At 38.4% G+C, this 19,180-nt stretch carries 14 protein-coding genes and 1 tRNA gene; all 15 read right to left on the reverse strand.

Annotation, left to right across the window (positions count from 1 at the left end):
- Positions 1-27 precede the first annotated feature (27 nt).
- The 15 genes from D2C72_01405 to D2C72_01475 all read right to left on the reverse strand — a co-directional run bounded on the left by D2C72_01405 (position 28) and on the right by D2C72_01475 (position 19,142).
- On the reverse strand, positions 28-924 hold the full coding sequence (locus tag D2C72_01405) for a response regulator (GenBank protein QEF43116.1): 897 nt from the start codon (positions 922-924) through the stop codon (positions 28-30).
- A 21-nt stretch (positions 925-945) separates the two neighbouring features.
- Positions 946-2,166: a bifunctional 2-C-methyl-D-erythritol 4-phosphate cytidylyltransferase/2-C-methyl-D-erythritol 2,4-cyclodiphosphate synthase gene (locus D2C72_01410; GenBank protein QEF43117.1), complete on the reverse strand. Its 1,221-nt coding sequence runs from the start codon at positions 2,164-2,166 to the stop codon at positions 946-948.
- 21 nt (positions 2,167-2,187) lie between these two features.
- Positions 2,188-3,618, reverse strand: a complete 1,431-nt coding sequence (locus tag D2C72_01415; GenBank protein ID QEF43118.1) for a Do family serine endopeptidase — start codon at positions 3,616-3,618, stop codon at positions 2,188-2,190.
- A 44-nt stretch (positions 3,619-3,662) separates the two neighbouring features.
- A complete protein-coding gene (locus D2C72_01420; protein ID QEF43119.1) occupies positions 3,663-5,105 on the reverse strand; it encodes an amino acid permease in 1,443 nt (480 codons plus the stop codon).
- Between the two features lie 196 nt (positions 5,106-5,301).
- Entirely contained in the window at positions 5,302-5,904 is a 603-nt protein-coding gene (pgsA, locus tag D2C72_01425; protein ID QEF43120.1) for a CDP-diacylglycerol--glycerol-3-phosphate 3-phosphatidyltransferase, read from the reverse strand.
- Complete coding sequence (locus D2C72_01430) at positions 5,838-6,446, reverse strand: hypothetical protein (protein ID QEF43121.1); 609 nt, start codon at positions 6,444-6,446, stop codon at positions 5,838-5,840. Before D2C72_01430 ends, pgsA begins: the two co-directional genes overlap by 67 nt.
- Positions 6,447-6,455: 9 nt before the next feature.
- Positions 6,456-7,244, reverse strand: coding sequence for an enoyl-ACP reductase (locus tag D2C72_01435; protein QEF43122.1), 789 nt, complete (start codon positions 7,242-7,244; stop codon positions 6,456-6,458).
- The gene (locus tag D2C72_01440) at positions 7,241-8,143 is read right to left on the reverse strand and encodes a 4-hydroxy-tetrahydrodipicolinate synthase (GenBank protein QEF43123.1); all 903 of its coding nucleotides are present in this window, start codon (positions 8,141-8,143) and stop codon (positions 7,241-7,243) included. Before D2C72_01440 ends, D2C72_01435 begins: the two co-directional genes overlap by 4 nt.
- A gap of 14 nt (positions 8,144-8,157) precedes the next feature.
- On the reverse strand, positions 8,158-9,492 hold the full coding sequence (locus D2C72_01445) for an insulinase family protein (protein ID QEF43124.1): 1,335 nt from the start codon (positions 9,490-9,492) through the stop codon (positions 8,158-8,160).
- Positions 9,489-10,544 carry a quinone-dependent dihydroorotate dehydrogenase gene (locus D2C72_01450; protein QEF43125.1) on the reverse strand — a complete coding sequence of 352 codons (1,056 nt, stop codon included), beginning with the start codon at positions 10,542-10,544 and terminating at the stop codon, positions 9,489-9,491. Before D2C72_01450 ends, D2C72_01445 begins: the two co-directional genes overlap by 4 nt.
- 38 nt (positions 10,545-10,582) lie before the next feature.
- Positions 10,583-12,610: an RNA degradosome polyphosphate kinase gene (locus D2C72_01455; protein ID QEF43126.1), complete on the reverse strand. Its 2,028-nt coding sequence runs from the start codon at positions 12,608-12,610 to the stop codon at positions 10,583-10,585.
- Positions 12,611-12,703: 93 nt separating this feature from the next.
- A tRNA-Pro gene (locus D2C72_01460) sits at positions 12,704-12,781 on the reverse strand.
- Positions 12,782-13,284: 503 nt separating this feature from the next.
- Positions 13,285-14,376 (reverse strand): restriction endonuclease subunit S, encoded by a 1,092-nt coding sequence (locus D2C72_01465; GenBank protein QEF43127.1) that lies wholly within the window; start codon positions 14,374-14,376, stop codon positions 13,285-13,287.
- Complete coding sequence (locus D2C72_01470) at positions 14,369-16,000, reverse strand: SAM-dependent DNA methyltransferase (GenBank protein QEF43128.1); 1,632 nt, start codon at positions 15,998-16,000, stop codon at positions 14,369-14,371. The genes D2C72_01465 and D2C72_01470 overlap by 8 nt, the downstream gene beginning before the upstream one ends.
- Positions 15,993-19,142 carry a type I restriction endonuclease subunit R gene (locus tag D2C72_01475; protein QEF43129.1) on the reverse strand — a complete coding sequence of 1,050 codons (3,150 nt, stop codon included), beginning with the start codon at positions 19,140-19,142 and terminating at the stop codon, positions 15,993-15,995. The genes D2C72_01470 and D2C72_01475 overlap by 8 nt, the downstream gene beginning before the upstream one ends.
- Positions 19,143-19,180 lie beyond the last annotated feature (38 nt).

Here is a 19,180-nt window from a genome sequence, read left to right on the forward strand (position 1 = left end):
CAAAAAACAGGGCTTAAGGATTTTCTGTTATTTGCGCGGTAAGTTATATTTCCGGCGTTTTTCCCAAAGGCTTTTGCGGCTAATGCCAAGCTTGTTGGCTAATTCCGTGTCCGTGCAAGTAGAAGAAAAATGCCTAATCGCTTCTTTTTCATACTCTTGAATGGAAAGGAAAGTCGTGTGGTTATTAAACAAAGATAGGGGTTTATTGCCGCATTCAATGCTCACAATTTTAGGAAATTCTAGGGGTTCTTTATGGGTATAGGACAAAACAATAGGGCATGAACGGGCCAATTCTAGCAATTTCAATTGCTCATCTTTTTTAAGCTCTTCTAAATGCATGATGTAAAAAGGGCGTTCTAGTTTGTCTTTATTCTTGTATAGCTCTTTCCAAGTGGTATCCTTTAAAGAGAAAAAAGAAAAATCCATTTGCCTTTCTTTAGCGTATTGCAATAAATAAGCGTTCGCGAGCTCTTGAGAGGGCGTGTGGATGATAAAGGGCGGCCTGTAGGAAAAATCTTTAGGCAAGGGCAATTCCGCATGGATAAAGTCTAAGTAATTTTCATAAAATCCCAAGCGAGCGGTCATTTCTTGGTAGGCTTTGTGGTATTGGATCTTACGCAACAATTCATCCATTTTAAAAGGTTTTAGAATATAATCTCTCGCTCCCGCTTGAATGGGTTTATTCACGCCATCTTCATTGACATGCGAAGCCATCATGATAATGATTTGCTTGGAATTATAACGCACAAAGTGTTCGCAACGCCCTTGAGTGCAAACTTTAGAAGAAACCAAAATCACATCATAAGGCTCTTTATTTTCTTCTGAAATGCCAGAGATGATCTCGCAAAAATGCCCTAAATCATGCAAATTATGAGAGATACTCCTAGCTAGCGCTAAATCGTCTTCAATGATTAAGATTTTCATCCATTCTTCCTTTTATCGCATTTAAAGTTTTTGTTGATAACGCATGCTCACATGCGCTTGGACTAACAGCCCTTCTTGTTTGCCAATGAACCCCATTTTTTCCATTGTGGTGGCTTTCAAGCTGATTTGAGATTTTTCTAAACCCAAAAGTTGGCTCAAATTCTCTAAAATCGCCGGTTTGTAAGGAGTGATTTTAGGGATTTCGCTAAAGATGGTCGCCCCCATTTCAAACAACTCAAACCCAATGCTTTGAGAAAAATCCAACACGATTCTTAAAAGCTCTTTAGAAGAGGCGTTTTTGTATTTGGGGTCATTATCAGGGAACCATTCGCCAATATCCCCCCCTTTAATCGCTCCTAAAATCGCATCAATAACCGCATGCAACAAAGCATCGCCATCGCTATGAGCCTTTAACCCAAACTCGCAATCCAAAACAACCCCCCCTAAAACCATAGGCTTATTTTCAACAAACGCATGCGTATCAAAACCCATGCCGATAAAAGTGTCTTTTGCTGGGTTAAAAAAGAGTGCGAAATGTTTCAAATCATCGCTCGTGGTGAGTTTGTGCAAATTTTTACTGCCTTCAATATAACTCACACGATCAGGGAAAGCTTGTAAAATCGCGCTGCTTTCATCTTTAAAATCCCCTTGATTTAGGGCTGATTGGAGCGTTTTGGTGTGGCTTAATTGCGGGGTTTGAATGAGTTTGATCGCTTCTCTATCTAAAGCCTCGTTATAATAGATTGCTGTGTCATAGCAAGGCAAGTAAGGAGCGATGCAATAATGGCTTGTTTGTTGGAGGGTTAAAAACAAACTTTTGAGCGCTTCAATATTGGCTAAACCCCTAGCCACATCGCTGGTGAGCGTGTAAGTGCTATCAATTATTTTTAAGGCGTTACGCACGGATTCTTGCCTTGATGCCCCGCCTTTTACAAGCTTGATTTCAGGGTAATGGCGTTGGATATAAATATAATCCAATTCGCTTACGACTAAAAGGATTTCTTTAAATTCTAGGGCTTCTTTAAAGCTTTCATAAACGCTGAGCCATAAGGGGGTATGATTAGAGCGCAGCCATTGCTTTTTGATTGTTTGAGAAAAACGCTTAGATTCCCCAGCGGCTAATAAAACAACACTCGTTTGTTTGATAAGCGTTTCTAGCGTTTCTTTAGTTTCAAAAGGGTCTTCTTCTAAACTTTCTAAAGAGAGTTCAAAAGCTTCCCCATTCACTCTAATCAAAGACATGCGACTAACGATCCACCTCTATCATTTCACCAAAATGATCCTATAACCTTGATTCAAGTCTAAAACTAAGAATCGTTTGGGTTTGCCTTTATATTTTTCTAAAGCATGGTTAAAATCCGCAACGCTTTTAACTTCAATCTCTTCAATTTTTGTGATGATGTTGCCTTGCCTAAAGCCGGCTTGCTCTGCTGGGGAATTTTCATTCACTTGAGAGACTAAAACCCCTTGAACATCATCGCTCAAACGCATAGACCTTTTGGTTTTTTGAGTTAAATCTTCTACTTGAAGCCCGTTCAATTGGCCTTGCGCGCCGTTTTGAGCAGAAATGGTTTCTTTTTTGTTAGGGTTTTTCCTTTCAGCTAGAGTGAGAGTGAAGGTGCGTTCTTTTTTGTCTCTAATGACTTTTAAGGTTACTCTTTGATTGGGTAGCATGGAGCCGATTAGATTTCTTAACTCATTCGTGTTTTTAACCTTTTTCCCATTGACTTCGGTGATCAAATCCCACACCAAAATCCCTGCTTTTTTAGCCGGAGAGTCTTTTTCTACGCTAATGACTACTGCCCCTTCTTTATTGTCATAAGAATTTTGCAAATCGCCGCTCAAATCTTGCAAGCCCACGCCCAAGTAACCTCTTTCAATCTTGCCGGTTTTGATGAGTTGGGTTACAATATCTTTAACCATGTTAGAAGGGATGGCAAAGCCAATGCCGTGGTTACCGCCGGTTTTAGAGATAATAGCGGTATTGATCCCCACTAACCCTCCACGGCTATCAATTAAAGCGCCGCCGGAATTTCCAGGATTAATAGAGGCGTCTGTTTGAATGAAATTCTCATAGCTGTTGATCCCAATCCCGCTTTTATTGAGTGCTGAAACAATGCCTTGCGTAACGCTTTCGCCCACGCCAAAAGGGTTGCCAATCGCAAAAACCAAATCGCCCACTGAAATATCGTTAGAATCAGAGAATTTGATCGTGGGTAAGTTGTCTTTAGTGATGCGAATCACCGCTAAATCGCTTTCAGAATCCGTGCCTACTAAAGTAGCGGAATACTCTTTATTGCTCCCTGGAATGGTAACTTTAATCTTATCCGCGCCATCAATCACATGGTTATTAGTTACAATATAGCCATCTTTAGAAATGATGACGCCGCTGCCCAAAGCCCTTTCCATTCTTTCTTTAGGGATCATGCCACCCAAATCCCCAAAAAATTGTTGGAAAAAGGGGTCGTTAAACACACCGCCACCTATAAAGTTGTTTTTAATCTTCTTTTCAGTAGAGATATTCACCACCGCTTTAATAGAATCCTTAATAGAATCGTGGTAAGAATAGATCGTATCCTCTTTAGAGGGGACGCTTATTCGCTCTTTCACTTTGGGCATGTTTTGGATTTGGATATTGCCCGCATTCAAGCTTAACGCTAAAGCCAAAGAGATAAAAAGGGTTTTTTTCATCATGGTTACTTCCTTAAAATTTGCTAAACTTCAAAATTAAAAAAAGATTATATCAAATCTTTTTTGTTATTTTCATTAGCTTTTTGTGTAAAATAGTATCCAATGTAACACACAACAGCAAAAACAATCGTTAAAATCATCCCGATGCGTTGATCCTTATCCATAGCCGAACCAATCACGCCGATAATACACCCAGTGATCCCTATGAGTTGCAAAAAGGGCAGAAAGGGGGCTTTATAAGGCAAATCCTCTAAAGAATGCCCAGCTTTTAAGTATTGCTTGCGGAAAGAATATTGCGAAATGGACACGCTAACCCACACAATAATCACCGTGAAACTGATCACATTAATCAAGGCTTCCACGACATTTTCTTTGGCATAAATTTGGACTAAAAGCCCTATAAGGGAAAAAGAAAGGGAAAAAAACATCGCATAAGTGGGCGTGCCTTGTCGGTTGAGTTGGGAAAAAACTTTAAAAAACATCTTTTGTTTGGATAGCCCATAAATCATGCGGCTCGCTCCATAAAGCCCTGAATTAGCGGTAGAAAACATCGCCGTAATGATAACAGCGTTCATTATATCAGCCACATAAGGGATACCCATGCCAATAAAGGGCAAGTTGATGCGTTCTAAAACGCTCACAAAAGGGCTTTGCGCGATAGACGAATCGCTCATGGGTAAAAAAACAGAAATGACAAACACAGAGCCTAAAAAGAAAAAGACAATCCGCCACAAAGTCGCTTTAATCGCTTTGGGCATCACCTCGCTAGCGTTTTTAGTCTCTCCTACAGCCACCCCAATGACTTCTGTGCCAGTGAAAGCAAAAATAACAGCGAGCATCGCGCTAAAAACCGCTGCGCTCCCGTTAGGGAAAAACCCCTTATCGCCAAAATGGAAGTTATCAAAAATAGAACTAAACCCATGCAAATAGATTTGATAGATGATCCCAATCGCACCAATGCCTATAAAAGCGATCACCGCTAAAACCTTAATCAGGCTGAAGAAAAACTCGCCCTCGGCAAAAATTTTAACCGAAAAAAAGTTCAATAAAAAAACTAACGCAATGCATGAAATAACCCAATAATGGATAGGAATATTTACAAACCAGCGTTGCATGAGCATGCCTATAGCAATATATTCTAACGCAACCGTGATCACCCAGCCAAGCCAATACATCCAAAAAACCATATAGCCCGTGCCAGGGCCTATGAATTTAGCCGCATAATCCCCAAAGCTTCCTGTAGTGGGATAAACGCTAGCCAATTCGCCTAAAGAGAGCATGATGCAATAAACCACAAGCCCTCCAAAACCATAAGCGATCAAGGTCCCTAAAGGGCCAGCGCTCGCAATATTACCTCCAGTGCCTACAAAAAGCCCTGTGCCAATCGCTCCTCCAAATGCAATCATTAAGAGATGGCGCATTTTCATGTCTCTTTTAAGCTCGCCTTGTTTTTGCGTGGTATTTTGATGCGTTATCTCTTGATTGTCCATGCGACACCTCCTTAGATTGAAAATAAAAATAGCTTGAATTATAACAAAAATAAAATAAAATGATTTTTTTTAATTGAATATTGAAAATAAAATTTTAAAAAAACGAAAGAATGCTAAAGTTAATGTTTATCAATATTTGATGAGAGCAGAGTTTTAAGGTATTTTTTAAAGAACGCTAAAAACTTCTTTTAAAACATTAAGATTTATAATATTTAATGGTGTAATCTATCCCCGAATAAAGGGTTAAAAAAACCGCTATAGCCACAAGCACATAGGAGTAAGTTAAATTGGCTAATAAAGCGCCAATCGCCACGACTTGAGACACGGTTTTATACTTGCCTAACGCATTGACAGGAATATCCTTTTTTTCATTAGCGGCTAAAACCCTAAGCCCTGAAATAAAAAATTCGCGCCCTAAAATCACAAACGGGATCCACGCATTCACACGATCCAAATAAACTAGCCCTAAAAACGCACTCAAAATAAGGATTTTATCCGCTAAAGGATCAAAGATTTCCCCAAAGCGCGATTTGGCTTTATAGCTTCTAGCGATGTAGCCGTCCAATAAATCCGTGAGCGCGGCAAATAAAAAAACCAATGAAGAGATCATGTTAATGTGAAAGGGGGTTAAAAAACTAAAATAAGTGCGCGTGTTTAGCAATAAAAATAATAAAAATAAGGATAAGACAATGCGTAAAATCGTTAAAAAATTAGGCAGGAGTTTTAAAACTTTCATGCTTTCAAAAAGACTTGTGAAAAATTCAAAAACGCACGCCCTAAAAAGCTGAGCGCCACACACATTAAAATCACAGCGATCGTTAAAAAGATGATAACTAACGCTTGCGCTAAAACCCCTAAAAGAGCGATCATGAAACTAAAAAGCAACAATCTAAACCCGCTTAAAAAAAACCTTTCTTGAGTGTAAAGGCTCAATTCTCTATAGAGTTTGTGCAAATAAAAAACAGAAACGCCATTACCGATTAATGAAAGGGCGTTATTGGCGTTAGGGATAAGATAGCCTAAAAGAGCGCATAAAATCACCGCCAAAAAACTGAAAGCAAAATTTTCAAAAAAACTCAGATGGCGCGTGATTTTAGAAAGCTTATAAAAACCAATCGCTCCGGCAATGAACCCAATCGCGCACAAAAAAAGAGACAATAACACGATATAAGCCAATTGATTATTGAAGAGGTTAGAAATTTGAAACGATTTTGCCCCGCTTGAAACAAGAAAAAGCACCAACAAAATAGCCCCACACAAAGGGGCGAAAAAATAGCCCAACAAGCATTTTTTAACGAATCGCAACTCTTTATTCTGGTGGATATGGATAATGTTTTTCAAAAAAAATCTTTATTTAAAAGTAGTCCCACCATCCACAACGATCGTTTGCCCTGTAAGCCAACCGCTTTGGGTCTCATCGCATAAAAAATAAGCCGCCCCGGCTAGATCGTTAGGATTGCCCATGCGCTTTAGGGGCGATTGCTCTTCTACTTTTTCTTTAATCTCTACATAATCAGGGAAAGCTTTCAAAGCGTCCGTATCAATAGGCCCGCCGCTAACCGCATTCACTCTAATGTTAAACTCGCCTAAATCCACAGCAGCGTATTTGACTATGGTTTCTACGGCGTTTTTAGAATTGCCATGCCCGGCGTAATTGGGCATATAGACCAGATTCCCGGTAGAGCTTAAGCTCACGATCGCCCCACCGCCTATTTTTTGCATGCGTTTTGCCGCTTCTTGAGCCCCTACGACAAACGCTAACACGGTGGCTGTGTAAATGTTGTTTAACCCCTTAGGTTTTAATCGCATAAACGGCGCAAATCCGCCCACGACAGAGCGCCCATAAATAATGGCGTTAGAAATAAAAAAATCCACTCTGTCAAAATCCGCGTCAATTTGCTTAAAAAGCTCTGTGTATTGCTCAGGCTCTAAAACATTAAGGGGGTAGGCTTTGGCTTTAATGGAATATTTTTGCTCCACATCTTCTATAATTTTATTCGCTTCTTCAACATTTTTATTGTAAGTGAAAGCGATATTCACGCCACTTTGAGCGAAGCGATACAATATCGCCTTGCCAATCCCTCTAGTCGCGCCGCTGATCACTAGGGTTTTATTTTTCATGTGATTGGAACCATTCATGCAATTACCTCATATTGTTGTAAAGTTTTTTCTAAAAGTTGAATCGTTTCTTTGCTTGGGGCCACTAAAGGCAGTCTGTAACTTGGGTTTTCAATCAAGCCGGCTAAATGCATAGCCATTTTAATAGGGATGGGATTTGTTTCTACAAAAAGGGCTTGATGCAAACTAAAAAGCTTATTTTGGATTTCTAGGGCTTGTTGGTATTTTTGTTTGAGCGCGCAATTGACCATTTGTGAAATCAAATTAGGCATTAAATTACCGGTCACTGAAATCACGCCGCACCCTCCTGAAAACATGATAGAGTGGTTGAGTGAATCTTCCCCGCTAAAAATTTTAAAATCTTTTTCATAATAATGCAATTCTGTTACTCTTTTCAAAGAACCAGACGCTTCCTTAATGGCTTTAATGTTAGGGACTTCTCTAAAGAGTTTGAGAGCGGTTGGGACTTCAATAGACACGCCTGTTCGGCTTGGCACATCATAAAGCATGACAGGGATTTCTACCGATTGAGCGATAGTTTTATAATGCTCAAACAGGCCTTGTTGGGTGGGGCGGTTATAATAGGGGCTTACACATAAAATCGCATCCGCACCGATTTTTTGAGCGAACTTTGCCAAAGAAAGGGACTCACTCGTGGCGTTACTGCCCACGCCGGCTAACACTTTCATGCGTGAATTGGAAGGGGTTTTAGTGCTTTTGCAAGTCTCTATGGCGATTTCAATGCAACGCATGTGCTCTTTGTGGGTGAGCGTGGCGGATTCCCCTGTCGTGCCAACAGGCACGCATGCGTCCATGCCCTGAAAAATTTGGCGCTTGATCAAGGTTTCATAAGCGATCTCATCAACGCTCAAATCTTTTTTAAAAGGCGTAATTAACGCACTAGATGAATGAAATTGCATGCGATAAGGCTCTTTTAAGGTTTCAAAAACACGGTGGTTGATTGGGCGTCTTTAAAATATTCATTGGCCACACGCACCAAATCGCTCACTTTTAAATCCAAAAATTGTCGCTGATAATCCGTCAAGCCTTGAATATCGTTTTGCACTAGATAGTCCGCAAAAAGCCCCGCCACATCGCTAGAACTTTCTAAGTTGGAAATAAAGTCAGCTTTTTGATTGATTTTGATTTTGTCTAATTCCGCTTGAGTGACTTCGCCTTTTTTAAGCTTTTCTAAAAGAGCTACGATTTCTTTTTGTAAGGCTTCAGCTTTGATATTAGGATTACCCCCAGCGATGAATAAAAACACGCTTTCGTCTTGTAATTGCATGTTGTGCGAGAAGGCTTGAGAAGCCAGGCGCTTTTTATCCACCAATTCGCTTTGTAACCACGAGCTTTTGCCTTCGCCTAAAAGCTTGCTTAACGCGTCCAAGGCGACTTGATCTTTATGCTTGAAAGCAGGCACTTTATACCCTAACGCTACCCATTCTAAATGGATCCCATCTTTATGCACGACTGCCGTTCTTGCCCCATCTTGTTTAGGCTCTTTCATGTAAGGAGTGGGGATAGCTTTTTCATCAAGGTTTTTTAAGGATTCAAAATGCTTTTTAGCTAATTCAAAAACCTTTTGGGAATTGACATCGCCTACCACTAAAATAATAGCGTTTTTAGGCTGATAATAGAGCGAATGGAATTTTTTAATGTCTTTTAAAGTCCAATTTTGAATATCGTCCATAAAACCAATGGGCGTCCAATGGTAGGGGTGATAGACATAAGCGGTGTTAAAAAAGCGGAAATAAAGCATGCCGATAGGGGAATTATCGGTGCGCCATCGCCTTTCTTCAGCGACCACTTGACGCTCAGGCAAAAACTCATCTTCTTTTAAATTCAAAGAACCCATGGTTTCAGCGAACAATTCTAAAGACTTATCCAAGTTAGCCTGACTGGTTTTAATGAAGTAGCGCGTAATATCAAAGCTTGTAGAAGCGTTACTCACGCCCCCAAAACGCTTAACGATTTTATCAAATTCGCCGGCTTTAAGGTTTTTGGTGCTTTTAAAATTCAAATGCTCTAACATGTGAGCGATCCCGCTCTTGCCCATGACTTCGTTTCTAGAGCCGACTTTATAAAGCACATCCACTTCTATAACCCCAGTTTTATTTTCTAGGGGGACGCTTACGACTTGCAACCCGTTTTTTAAGGTAACGCTCTCATGTTTGGGTAAGTAAGATTGTGCGTGCATGCTCGCTCCTAAAGTGACTAACAAGACAGAACTAAGCCCTAAAAGTCTTTTAACAGAAAAATATCTCATCTTAAATCCGCTCCTATAGCCTCTTTAACGCTCAAAAATCCATCTTTTTGGAGTAATTTTACCAAATCTTTAAGAATATTTTGGCATAAATTTGGCCCGTTGTAAATAAAAGCGCTATAAATTTGTAACAGACTCGCTCCCATTTTAATCCTTTCATAAGCTTCTTTCGCATCGCTAATCCCCCCCACAGAAACAAGAACGCTTTTATTAAAAAAAGCCTTAGCCAATTCTTTAAAGATTTCACGGCTTTTTTTAGTCAAGCATTTCCCGCTCAAGCCCCCCATTTCTTTAGGGGCGAACACCAGGCTTTTATCAATGGTCGTGTTAGTCGCAATAACCCCATGCGCTCCCGCTTCAATAGCGCTATTGACAATTTCTAGCATGCTGTCTGTTTCTAAATCCGGGGCGATTTTTAAAAATAAAGGCTTATGGGTCATTTCTTTAGCCATGCAAAAAAGCTCATTCACAAACGCCTTGTTTTGTAAATCCCTTAAATTAGGGGTGTTGGGCGAAGAAAGGTTGAAAGTGTAATAATCGCCAATATCTAAACATTTATTTAAAACTGCCTTGTAATCTTCTAAGGCATGCGCTTGCTCTATGTGTTTGTTTTTGCCTAAATTGATGCCAATAGGGGTTTTATAAGGGGCGAAGCGCTTAAACGATCTCGCTCCTAAAATCGCCCCGTAATTATTAAACCCCATCGCATTTTGTAAGGATTCTTCTTCAATGTGCCTGAAAAGCCTTGGTTTTTCATTCCCGCTTTGCGCAATATTAGTCAATGTGCCTGCTTCCAAATAGCCAAACCCAAAAGCGGTTAACGCCCTAAGCATGGAAGCGTTTTTATCAAATCCGGCGGCCAAGCCTAAAGGGTTAGGGAAGTTTAAGCCTAAAATTTCGTTTTCAAGCTTTGGGTTTTTATAACCCCATTGAGAATGGATTAAACTACATAAAAAGGGCGATGAAGAAAGCGTTCTTAAAATTTGACAAACCTTTTCATGAGCGATTTCAGCGTCTAGGCTAAAAAGATATTTTTTTACTAATGAATAAAGCATTTTAATCCTTAATATTTGATGATTTGAACGATAGCTTTTTAAAGGGTTTTAAGGGCTTGTTTTTCAAAATAATCCTGTGAATTTAAAGGATCGTTAGGGTTTGAAACTTTAGCGTAACGGCCTTTAGAGTCCAACTCGTAGCGTTTTAGGGTGTCTTTTAGTTGGATTTCTAAAATACGCAACAATTTATTAGCGATCTTTGGGTTTGTGGCGGGAATGAGCAATTCCACGCGCCTTTCTAAATTCCTGGGCATTAAATCCGCGCTAGAAAAATAGATATTCTCATGTTTAAAATAATAAATGCGTGCATGTTCTAAATATTTCCCCACGATAGAATACACCCTGATATTTTCGCTCAAGCCCTTGACTTGGGGCTTTAAACAGCAAATCCCTCTAATAATGAGATCGATTTTAACCCCTTTTTGAGAGGCTTGATAGAGCCATTCAATGATTTCGCTATCCACTAGGGCGTTGGCTTTTAAAATGATATAGCCTTCTTGTTTGTGATTCATTTCATTTTGAATGAGTTCAATGATTTTAGGCTTGATCTGTTTGGGCGCCATAAAAAGCGTTTCTAGGGCGCTATTAGTCGCGCTGCTCGTCAGCAAGGAATGGAAAAGCTTGATAATGTCGTTAGCGATTTCATTTTTAGCGCTAAAAAAACTCACATCGGTATAGATTTTAGCGCTCAAAGGGTTGTAATTGCCCGTGCTTAAATGGGTGAAATGGCGTAATTGGTTGTCTGTTTTTTTAGTGATCACGAGCATTTTAGCATGCACTTTGAGTTTGAAAACGCCATAAACGACTAACGCGCCCGCCCTTTCTAAAGCTTTTGCCCAGTGCAGGTTGCTTTCTTCATCAAAGCGTGCTTTTAATTCCACTAAAACGCTCACTTGAATCTTGCTCGCCGCTTCAATCAAGGCTTTGACAATGGGGGAATGCTTGCCCACACGATAAAGCGTCATTTTGATAGAAAGGGTGGTCGGATCGCTGGCGGCTTGCTCTATGAGATCGATCACAGGCTCAAAACTTTCATAAGGATGAAACAGCAACAGATCTTGTTTTTCTATGGACTTGAAAAGATCGTTTTCATTGAAATGAGGGTGGATTTTGGGCGTGAAATTGGGCGATTTAAGCGCTTTAAAGTCGCTATGATTGACCAATTCCCACAAATCTCCTAAATTGAGCATGATCGCGCTTTTATAGACATGCATGCCGGTGAGTTTGTGCTTTTTGTAAGAGTGGGTTTGAAAACTCCTTAAAGACGCTAAAAGGGTTTTTAAAAGCTCTTGACTCCCTTTTTGGGTTTGCAAGCGCACGATTTCGCCTTGATTGCGTTTCCTTAAACTCTTACTCATCAAATCCGCATAATCATGCGCTTCATCTTCAGTGATGGCAATATCCGCATCGCAAGTTACCCTAAACGCCATGCAATCTAAAATCTCATGCTCTAAAAACAATTCTTCTAAATGCGCTTCTACGATTTCTTCAGCCAGCACAAACAAGCCTTTTTCTAGCTCTACAAAACGGAAGATGAAAGAGGGGAGTTTGATGAGCGCATAGAAGGTGGTTTGGGTTTCTTTGTCTTTAATGCGGGCAAAAAGCGCGAAAGTCAAATTCGCTAAAGGCGGGAAAGTGTGCGAAGAATCCAACTTAAAAGGCAAAACTAACGCATAAAGTTGCTCTTTGAAATAGGTTTTAGCCTTAGCTTTTTGCTCCAAATTCAATTCATTATAGGGGGTGATGCAAAGCCCTTTTTTAAAGAGTAGGGCTTGGATTTTTTGAAATTCCAACTCCCTTTCTTCAATTTCATGCGCTAAATAATGCTTGATTTTTTCTAATTGTTCTTCAGGGCTTGCGCCATCAATGCCTTTAGAGGCGATTTTATGCTCATAGAGTTGTTTAAGCCCTGCCACTCTTATCATGTAAAATTCGTCTAAATTCGTGTCATAAATGGCTAAAAATTTCAAGCGCTCTAATAAAGGCAAGCTCTCATCTTTGGCTTCGTTTAAAACCCTTGTGTTAAAAGCTAACCATGAAAGCTCTCGGTTAAAGAAACGATTCAATAGAAATCCTTTAAATCATCATGTTTAAAAATCAGTTTGTTTGGTGTGATTATATAATGAAATGATAATAGTTGAAGCTTTTTTAAAAAGTCATGGTCGGAGTAGCGGGATTCAAACCCACGACCTCACCCACCCCAAGGGTGCGCGCTAATCAGGCTGCGCCATACTCCGCAATCAAAAAGGGAGATTGTAGCGCGAGTTTGCTTAGTTGTTGTTTAAAAACTCTTTTTTGTAAAACTTCATTTTTTGAATAAAACTTCATTTAACCCTAAAAGATCGCTTAAAATTTTTTTTAGCGTTTTTTGGGTTGATTGTTTCTATAATAAACGAACGCAAGTAGTAATCTCTTGGTTTTCTCTTTGGTTGCGGTATTTGGAGTATGTTAGGGTTTGGGGTAATAGTGGGTGGTTACCCCGAAAGGAGATAACCTAACATGAGATTACTATTAGTAATCATAGTTTTAATGGTGTCCGCAACGCCACTATATTATACTAAAATTTTGGCTCTGGCGCAAGAGCACTTGGGTCAAATCTTACCAGCGGATTTGACTCAAACTTTTAATTTTTTGAAACTTCTTTTTCTTTAAAAAATTTCTTTTGATGATAAAACTTCTCTTTCTTGTAACTAAAGGGTTTTTATCTCTACCCCTTAAAAAAGTTTTGTTCTAAAATTTTTCATTCAGGTTTGACTTGTTGCTTTAGGAGTAGGGGGAGTAGGAAGTCCCTGATTTGTTCTAATTTTTTAGAAGTTCTTGTGTTAATGGATATAAGCGTGAGTAGGGGCATCATAATTTGATTAAATTTTTTAATTTCATGCACGGACGGCATGTAAATAGGATATTTTTTAAGCAAATTTTTTTGCAAGTGTTTAAGGCTAGTTCCTTGAAAAAAGCTTTGATTGATATGGTTTTTTATACTTGAGAGCAGTAAATATAAATAGTCGCTAAATTCGTTAGCGCAAATACACCAAGTATCCGTTGAATAAGAAGCTTTGCCTACATAAAATTTAATACCAGCATTACCGCCAGTGTTTAAAAAGCAATTTCTGCCATCAATGATCGCTTTAGGGTAGGATAGGATATTATCTCCGCTTGTAAAAAAGGGGTATTTATCTTGGGTTTTTTGGGCGTTTTTAACCATAATGTTAGATTTAGGATTTTCAATAATAATTTGTTCTAGCTTTGCATTTTTAGGTTTGTATTTGAAATAATATTCATAGATTTTATAAGCGAGCGTGTGTAAAAGCTCGTTGATTTTATGGTTGTTCTCTATTTTTTGATCTAAAATAGAAAGCGTGCGGGCGATTTTTTGTTGTGTTTCTATATTTGGCAATAAGACTTCTATTTCTTGAAAAATTGTTTTTGGAATAATTGGCACAACTGTAGAGAGAGCTATATTTTTAAAAAGTTCTTTTTTATTAGATAGATAGTAGTATAAGTAGTATGGATTACAAAAATCTTTAATGTCTGTAATAGAATTTATTTGTTGATTTGTTGCGCATTTATCAAAACACATGCGAACCATACCCACATCACCTATACACCCTACAAGAATGCTTGTATTATCTATTGTGTTGTTTTGTATGCTTTTTAAACCACTATCACTAAGCGTTCTTGGTGTTTTGATAATACGATATGTGCCATGCAAATCATTTGGCGTAATAAACATGTATTTGCCATTAAAAAAATCTAAATTAGAAGTTTTAGGGGTTTTTCCTGTTACGATTTTTCCTAAATCTTTTAAACAAAATGTTTGCCACTCACTCAAACCTAATCCCTTTTAAAGTTTCTAAAATTTCTTGTTGCAAGCTCTGGCTTTCATCAAAAAGGCTTGTTAATTCGCTTGAATATTGCTGCATCAAGTGTTCAAACTCTTCTTGGCTTATTTTCTCGCTTGTGTCTTCTATAGTGAAATACTGCCCGGGGTTTAGAGAATAATTTTTTTCTGTAATTTCATCAAAAGAAACCAGGGCGCAAAAATCCGATTTTTTAGTTTTATTTTGAAAAGTTTCTAAAATCAAATCCATATCACTTGTTCTTAAGCGCGTTTTTTTGTTTTTGTTTTCGGTGTATTCTTCGCCGAGTTTGGAAGCGTCAATCAAAATGACTTCCTTTGCACTTGGCGTTTTTTGAAAAAAGATGATGCTCACGTTAGTGCCGGTGTTGGCAAAAACCTGACTGGGCATGCAAACCACCCCATAAACGAGCCTTTCATCTACTAAATGCCGGACGATCTTATTTTCTACCCCGCTTTTAGCGCTAATGAATCCGGTTGGCACGATTATAGCCCCCTTACCCTTATTACTAAGCATGTTCAAGCAATGCTGGAAAAAGAGCGTGTAAATGGGCATTTTGCTTTTATCGTTTTTAGGGATATTAGGCACGCCTAAGAAAAAATCGTTTTTGTTTTGCGAAATCTCGGCATGCTCGTTGGAAAAATCCAGCTTGAAAGGGGGGTTACTCACGATGAAATCCATTTTCCCATGATAATCTTTAGAATGGTAGGGGTTAGTTAAAGTGTTTCCTTCAATGGCGTATCTTAAAGAGTGGGTCAAGTCGTTTAAAATCAGGTTGAGTTTGAGCATTCTTAAGGATTTTTGCGAAATGTCTTGGGCATAAAGGGTGCAAGAATCGGTGCCTATTTGGTGGGCTAGTGCCATTAAAAGCGTTCCTGTGCCAGCGCTTGGATCATAGATTTTGACGCTTTGAGTGGGTTTAATCACTAAAAGCTTAGCGATGATGCTAGCGATGCTTAAAGGGGTGTAGTATTCGGCGTATTTCCCTCCGCCGGCGTTATTGTAATCTTTGAGTAAGTATTCAAAAATGGGGGCGAAAAAATCATAGCCTTGTTGGTTTTGTAAGTTTAAAAAAGCTTGTTTGAAATTAAAATTTTTGAGTTTGTCTAACAAAGCTCTTGTAAAATTAGCCCTTTTAGACTCTTCATTAATGTATTGTGAGACGCTTTCAAATAAAGCGATAGTGGTTTTATCCGTGCTTTTGGTGTTAAAAAGTTCGGCATTATTGCTAGAAATGCGATTGAAAATAGCATCTAGCTTTAGGTGTAAATCGTTATCGTTAAAATGTTTTTCAAAAAGATAGCTTAAAAGCTCATCATAAGCGAGTTTGGGGAGTTTGTTATCGTCTAAGTTAAGGAAAAAATTTTCTTTTTCTTCCTCGTTAAAGTCTTTGTAATCTCGTATCGTTTGGTTGGGGAATTCTTGTTCAAAAAAGAATTCAAACTTATCGCATAAGAATTTATACAAAAAGCATTGCGTGATGATCTTGTATTCGTTGCCATCGTTCCCTAAACCAAAACTCGTGCAAATGACTTTTAAATCATCAATGAGGCTTAGGGTGTCTTGTTTGATTTGCAATAAAGCGTTATTAGGCATTCAAATTTCCTTGATGGTGGTTTTGCGTGAGTTCGTTAAAAAGGGTTTGAGTAATAAATTCTTTTTCTTTTTCTAAATCTTTTAAGGAGGGGTATTCTTTGAAAGCGTCCCTTAATTCTACTTTTATGGCATTTTTTAGGGTGGTTTCTTCGTTTAAGATTTCTTGACGCTTAGAAATGCGCGCATCAAGAGCTTTTTTGAGCGCGCTTAAAAGCGTGAAAATTCCCTTAGAAATGTTTTCTTCCATGAAGCGATTGTGAAGTCGCTTATGCGTGATCACATAAGCTCGATCATTGTTGTATTTATTTAATAAGTGGGTGGTTTGCTCCTTATGTTGTTTTAGTTGTGAAATGATTACGCTGTAGGAATGAGAAATTCCATCAAAATTATCATTGGTTAGGGGTTCTTGGATCAGTTTTGAAAGATCTTTAGAAATCTTTTGGATTTCTTTGTCTTGTTTGTCCGGGATTTTTTCTAACATCTCTTTAGCTTGCTTGTATTTAGCGCTAATCTCTTCTTTTTCTTTAAAGCGTAATTCTTTGCTTTCTTTAAATTCTATTTTAAAGTCTAAAAGAGCGATGAGGTCTTCTAAAATCATTAAATCGTTTGGGTTTTTAGGCTCATTGATATTTTTTAACGCATGGAGTTGTTTGGCTTTTTTACTGAGCATTGAAGAGATTTTGCTGATCTTTTCAATATCAATTTTTTCTTTTAGTGAAAGGATTTTTTCATCGCTAGAAGTGCGGATTAAATTGTAGTTTATTTTAAGCGTGTTAATGGCTTGTGAGACTTTTAAAAGCTCGTTCATTCCGCTGATACTGACAATGGTGCTAGTCATGTCCTCTACATCATCAATGGGGTAATCAAAAAGATCATCATAGGCGTTTTTAATGTCTTTTTCTAAAACCTTGCGATCCGCAAACATGTCTTTGAGATTATCTTTGATATTAAAATCGCTTTGATTGAATTGGTTTAACTCTTTCAAATAATCATCAGTCGTTTTGTCATAATTTTCTTTAATCCCTACAAAATCTATAAGGTAGCCAAAAGACATGTTTTTATAGGGGCGATTCACTCTGGCTAGGGCTTGGAGCAAATTGTGATCTTTTAATTCTCTGTGGATATAAAGGCGTTTGAGATTGGGTAAATCAAAGCCGGTTAAAAGCATGTTAAACACAAAGACTATATCCGTATCTTCATGTTTGAAAGAATAAATCTTTTCTTTGACTTCTTGTTCGTCATGCAAAATAAGACTGGATTGGAGTTGTTTTAAAATTTTTAAGTTAGGGTTTTCTTGTAAGACTTTTTCTTGGATTTCATTAAAAAATAAATTAGCTAACTTGGCTTGGGCGCTTGAAAAACAAATTACCATAGCCTTTAAATTTTCATCATTATTTACACGCCTGAAATTCAATAAATCTCTGATGATATAATAGAGCATTTCTTTAATGTATCTTTCATGATTAAAAATCGTTTCTTTTTTAACCTCTGTATTTTCAATAGTGATGCTTTCTTGTAAAAGGCGATAGATTTCTTGTAGTTTTTCTTTGTAGCTCTTTTCAATGCTTTCTAACTGGAGTTTTAGGGTGTGTTTGTCTTTAATGGATTCTGTATAAGAATAGGTGTGCAAGTAGTTGCCAAAAGTGTTTTTAGTGGCTTTATCTTGCGCGTTGTATTCTAATAGGGGCGTGCCTGTGAGGGCGATTTTGATTGCTGTCTTGTCGCATTCTATCAAATTAGCGTAAAAGCAACCTTTAGGATCATAGCTCCTGTGGGCTTCATCTATGATAAACACCCTTTGTAAATTGCGGCTATCTTTTGTCGCTTCTTGTAATTCTGTTTTAGAAACAATTTCTTTAGGAGTGCTGGAAGGGTCTTCATTGGGGGCTTTTTCTTCATTGGGGGCTTTTTCTTCATTGGGGGCTTTGAATTTTTGGATATTCACAACGATGATTTCATTATTCCCTTGAGGGCCTTCAAAAACGCTAGAGTTTTTTAATTTTTGGCTCAAATCCTCTTTATTTTCTGCCTCATGCACACAAAGGCCTCTTTTTGAAAACTCGTTTTTGGCTTGTTCTAATAAATCTAGTCTGTCCACAATAAAATAAAATTTAGTCTTTTTGTTTAGCGGGCTAAAAAAGTCTCTGATGAGTTTGGTTAAATGGTAGGTTAAGGCGGTTTTACCGCTGCCTTGCGTGTGCCAGATGATGCCTTTTAGGGGATCTTTTGGGTTCGTTTCATAATGCTTTTGCAATTCTTTTAAAACATTCAAGCTCGCAAACATCTGCGCATAACGCCAAATGTGTTTTTTAAACTCTGATTTTTCTTTTAAGAAACTGATGCCGTATTTTAGGATAAAGCAAAGCCTTTTGTGAGAGCAAAACGAAGTTAAAAGGGAGTTTGTGGGGGTGTCTTTGGGGCTTTTTGGGGTGTCGGCGTCTTTAAGGTTGAATTCGTTTAAGACGCGTTTTTGAATTTCTTCAAGCGATCGATGGTTTTGATGGTTTTGATCATTTTCGGGGGGGGGGGGGGTAATATCTAGCTTATTGGCTTCAACAAAGCGTTGGAAAATAGGCGAATAAGAAGCGCTATAAAACGCGCCTTGATCGGGGTTGTTTCCATCATAGGGTGAGTTATCGCTAAAGAGCCAGATTTGTGCGAGGTTATAAAAAACTTTATTTTCAGGGTTTTCGTAGCGTTTGATATGGCGATCTTTTTCCTCTTTAATGCCTTGTCCGGCTAAAGGCTGCTTAACTTCTATATTCACCAAAGGCAAGCCGTTGATAAAAAGGGTGATGTCAGTTCTTAGGGATTTGTAGGGTAATTCAGCCATCATTTCATAAAGATTGTTGTTAGGGTTATCAAAGTCTATGATTTGATGCTCGCTTTTGAGCAAGTATTCATAAAAGCTTTTGCCTAAATCATCGTCATTCAAGCGTTTTTTCATTTCAGCAAGAACATCTTTTGCGTTTTTAGTGGGGTTAGGGTTCAATCGCTCAAAGGCTTGAGTGAAACTATCGGTTAAAATATTGGTGGCGGTGTCTAATTTAGGCTTATTTTTAGTAGGGATAAAATCATAGCCCAACTTGGCTAAATGCATTAAGGCAGGGACTTGAACCCTTGTGATTTCATTGTATGGCATGCACACCCCTTTGATTTAAGGTTGTTATTATAGTGTAA

The sequence above is a fragment of the Helicobacter pylori genome, assembly GCA_008032955.1.
Taxonomy (GTDB): Bacteria; Campylobacterota; Campylobacteria; order Campylobacterales; family Helicobacteraceae; genus Helicobacter; species Helicobacter pylori_DC.

Bases quoted from the DNA above. Each gene is read 5' to 3' on its own strand.
- D2C72_01445 (QEF43124.1), bottom strand. From the start codon at position 9,492: ATGAGATATTTTTCTGTTAAAAGACTTTTAGGGCTTAGTTCTGTCTTG.
- D2C72_01450 (QEF43125.1), bottom strand. From the start codon at position 10,544: ATGCTTTATTCATTAGTAAAAAAATATCTTTTTAGCCTAGACGCTGAA.
- D2C72_01440 (QEF43123.1), bottom strand. From the start codon at position 8,143: ATGCAATTTCATTCATCTAGTGCGTTAATTACGCCTTTTAAAAAAGAT.
- D2C72_01420 (QEF43119.1), bottom strand. From the start codon at position 5,105: ATGGACAATCAAGAGATAACGCATCAAAATACCACGCAAAAACAAGGC.
- D2C72_01470 (QEF43128.1), bottom strand. From the start codon at position 16,000: ATGCCTAATAACGCTTTATTGCAAATCAAACAAGACACCCTAAGCCTC.
- D2C72_01415 (QEF43118.1), bottom strand. From the start codon at position 3,618: ATGATGAAAAAAACCCTTTTTATCTCTTTGGCTTTAGCGTTAAGCTTG.
- D2C72_01435 (QEF43122.1), bottom strand. From the start codon at position 7,244: ATGAATGGTTCCAATCACATGAAAAATAAAACCCTAGTGATCAGCGGC.
- D2C72_01410 (QEF43117.1), bottom strand. From the start codon at position 2,166: ATGTCTTTGATTAGAGTGAATGGGGAAGCTTTTGAACTCTCTTTAGAA.
- D2C72_01405 (QEF43116.1), bottom strand. From the start codon at position 924: ATGAAAATCTTAATCATTGAAGACGATTTAGCGCTAGCTAGGAGTATC.
- D2C72_01475 (QEF43129.1), bottom strand. From the start codon at position 19,142: ATGCCATACAATGAAATCACAAGGGTTCAAGTCCCTGCCTTAATGCAT.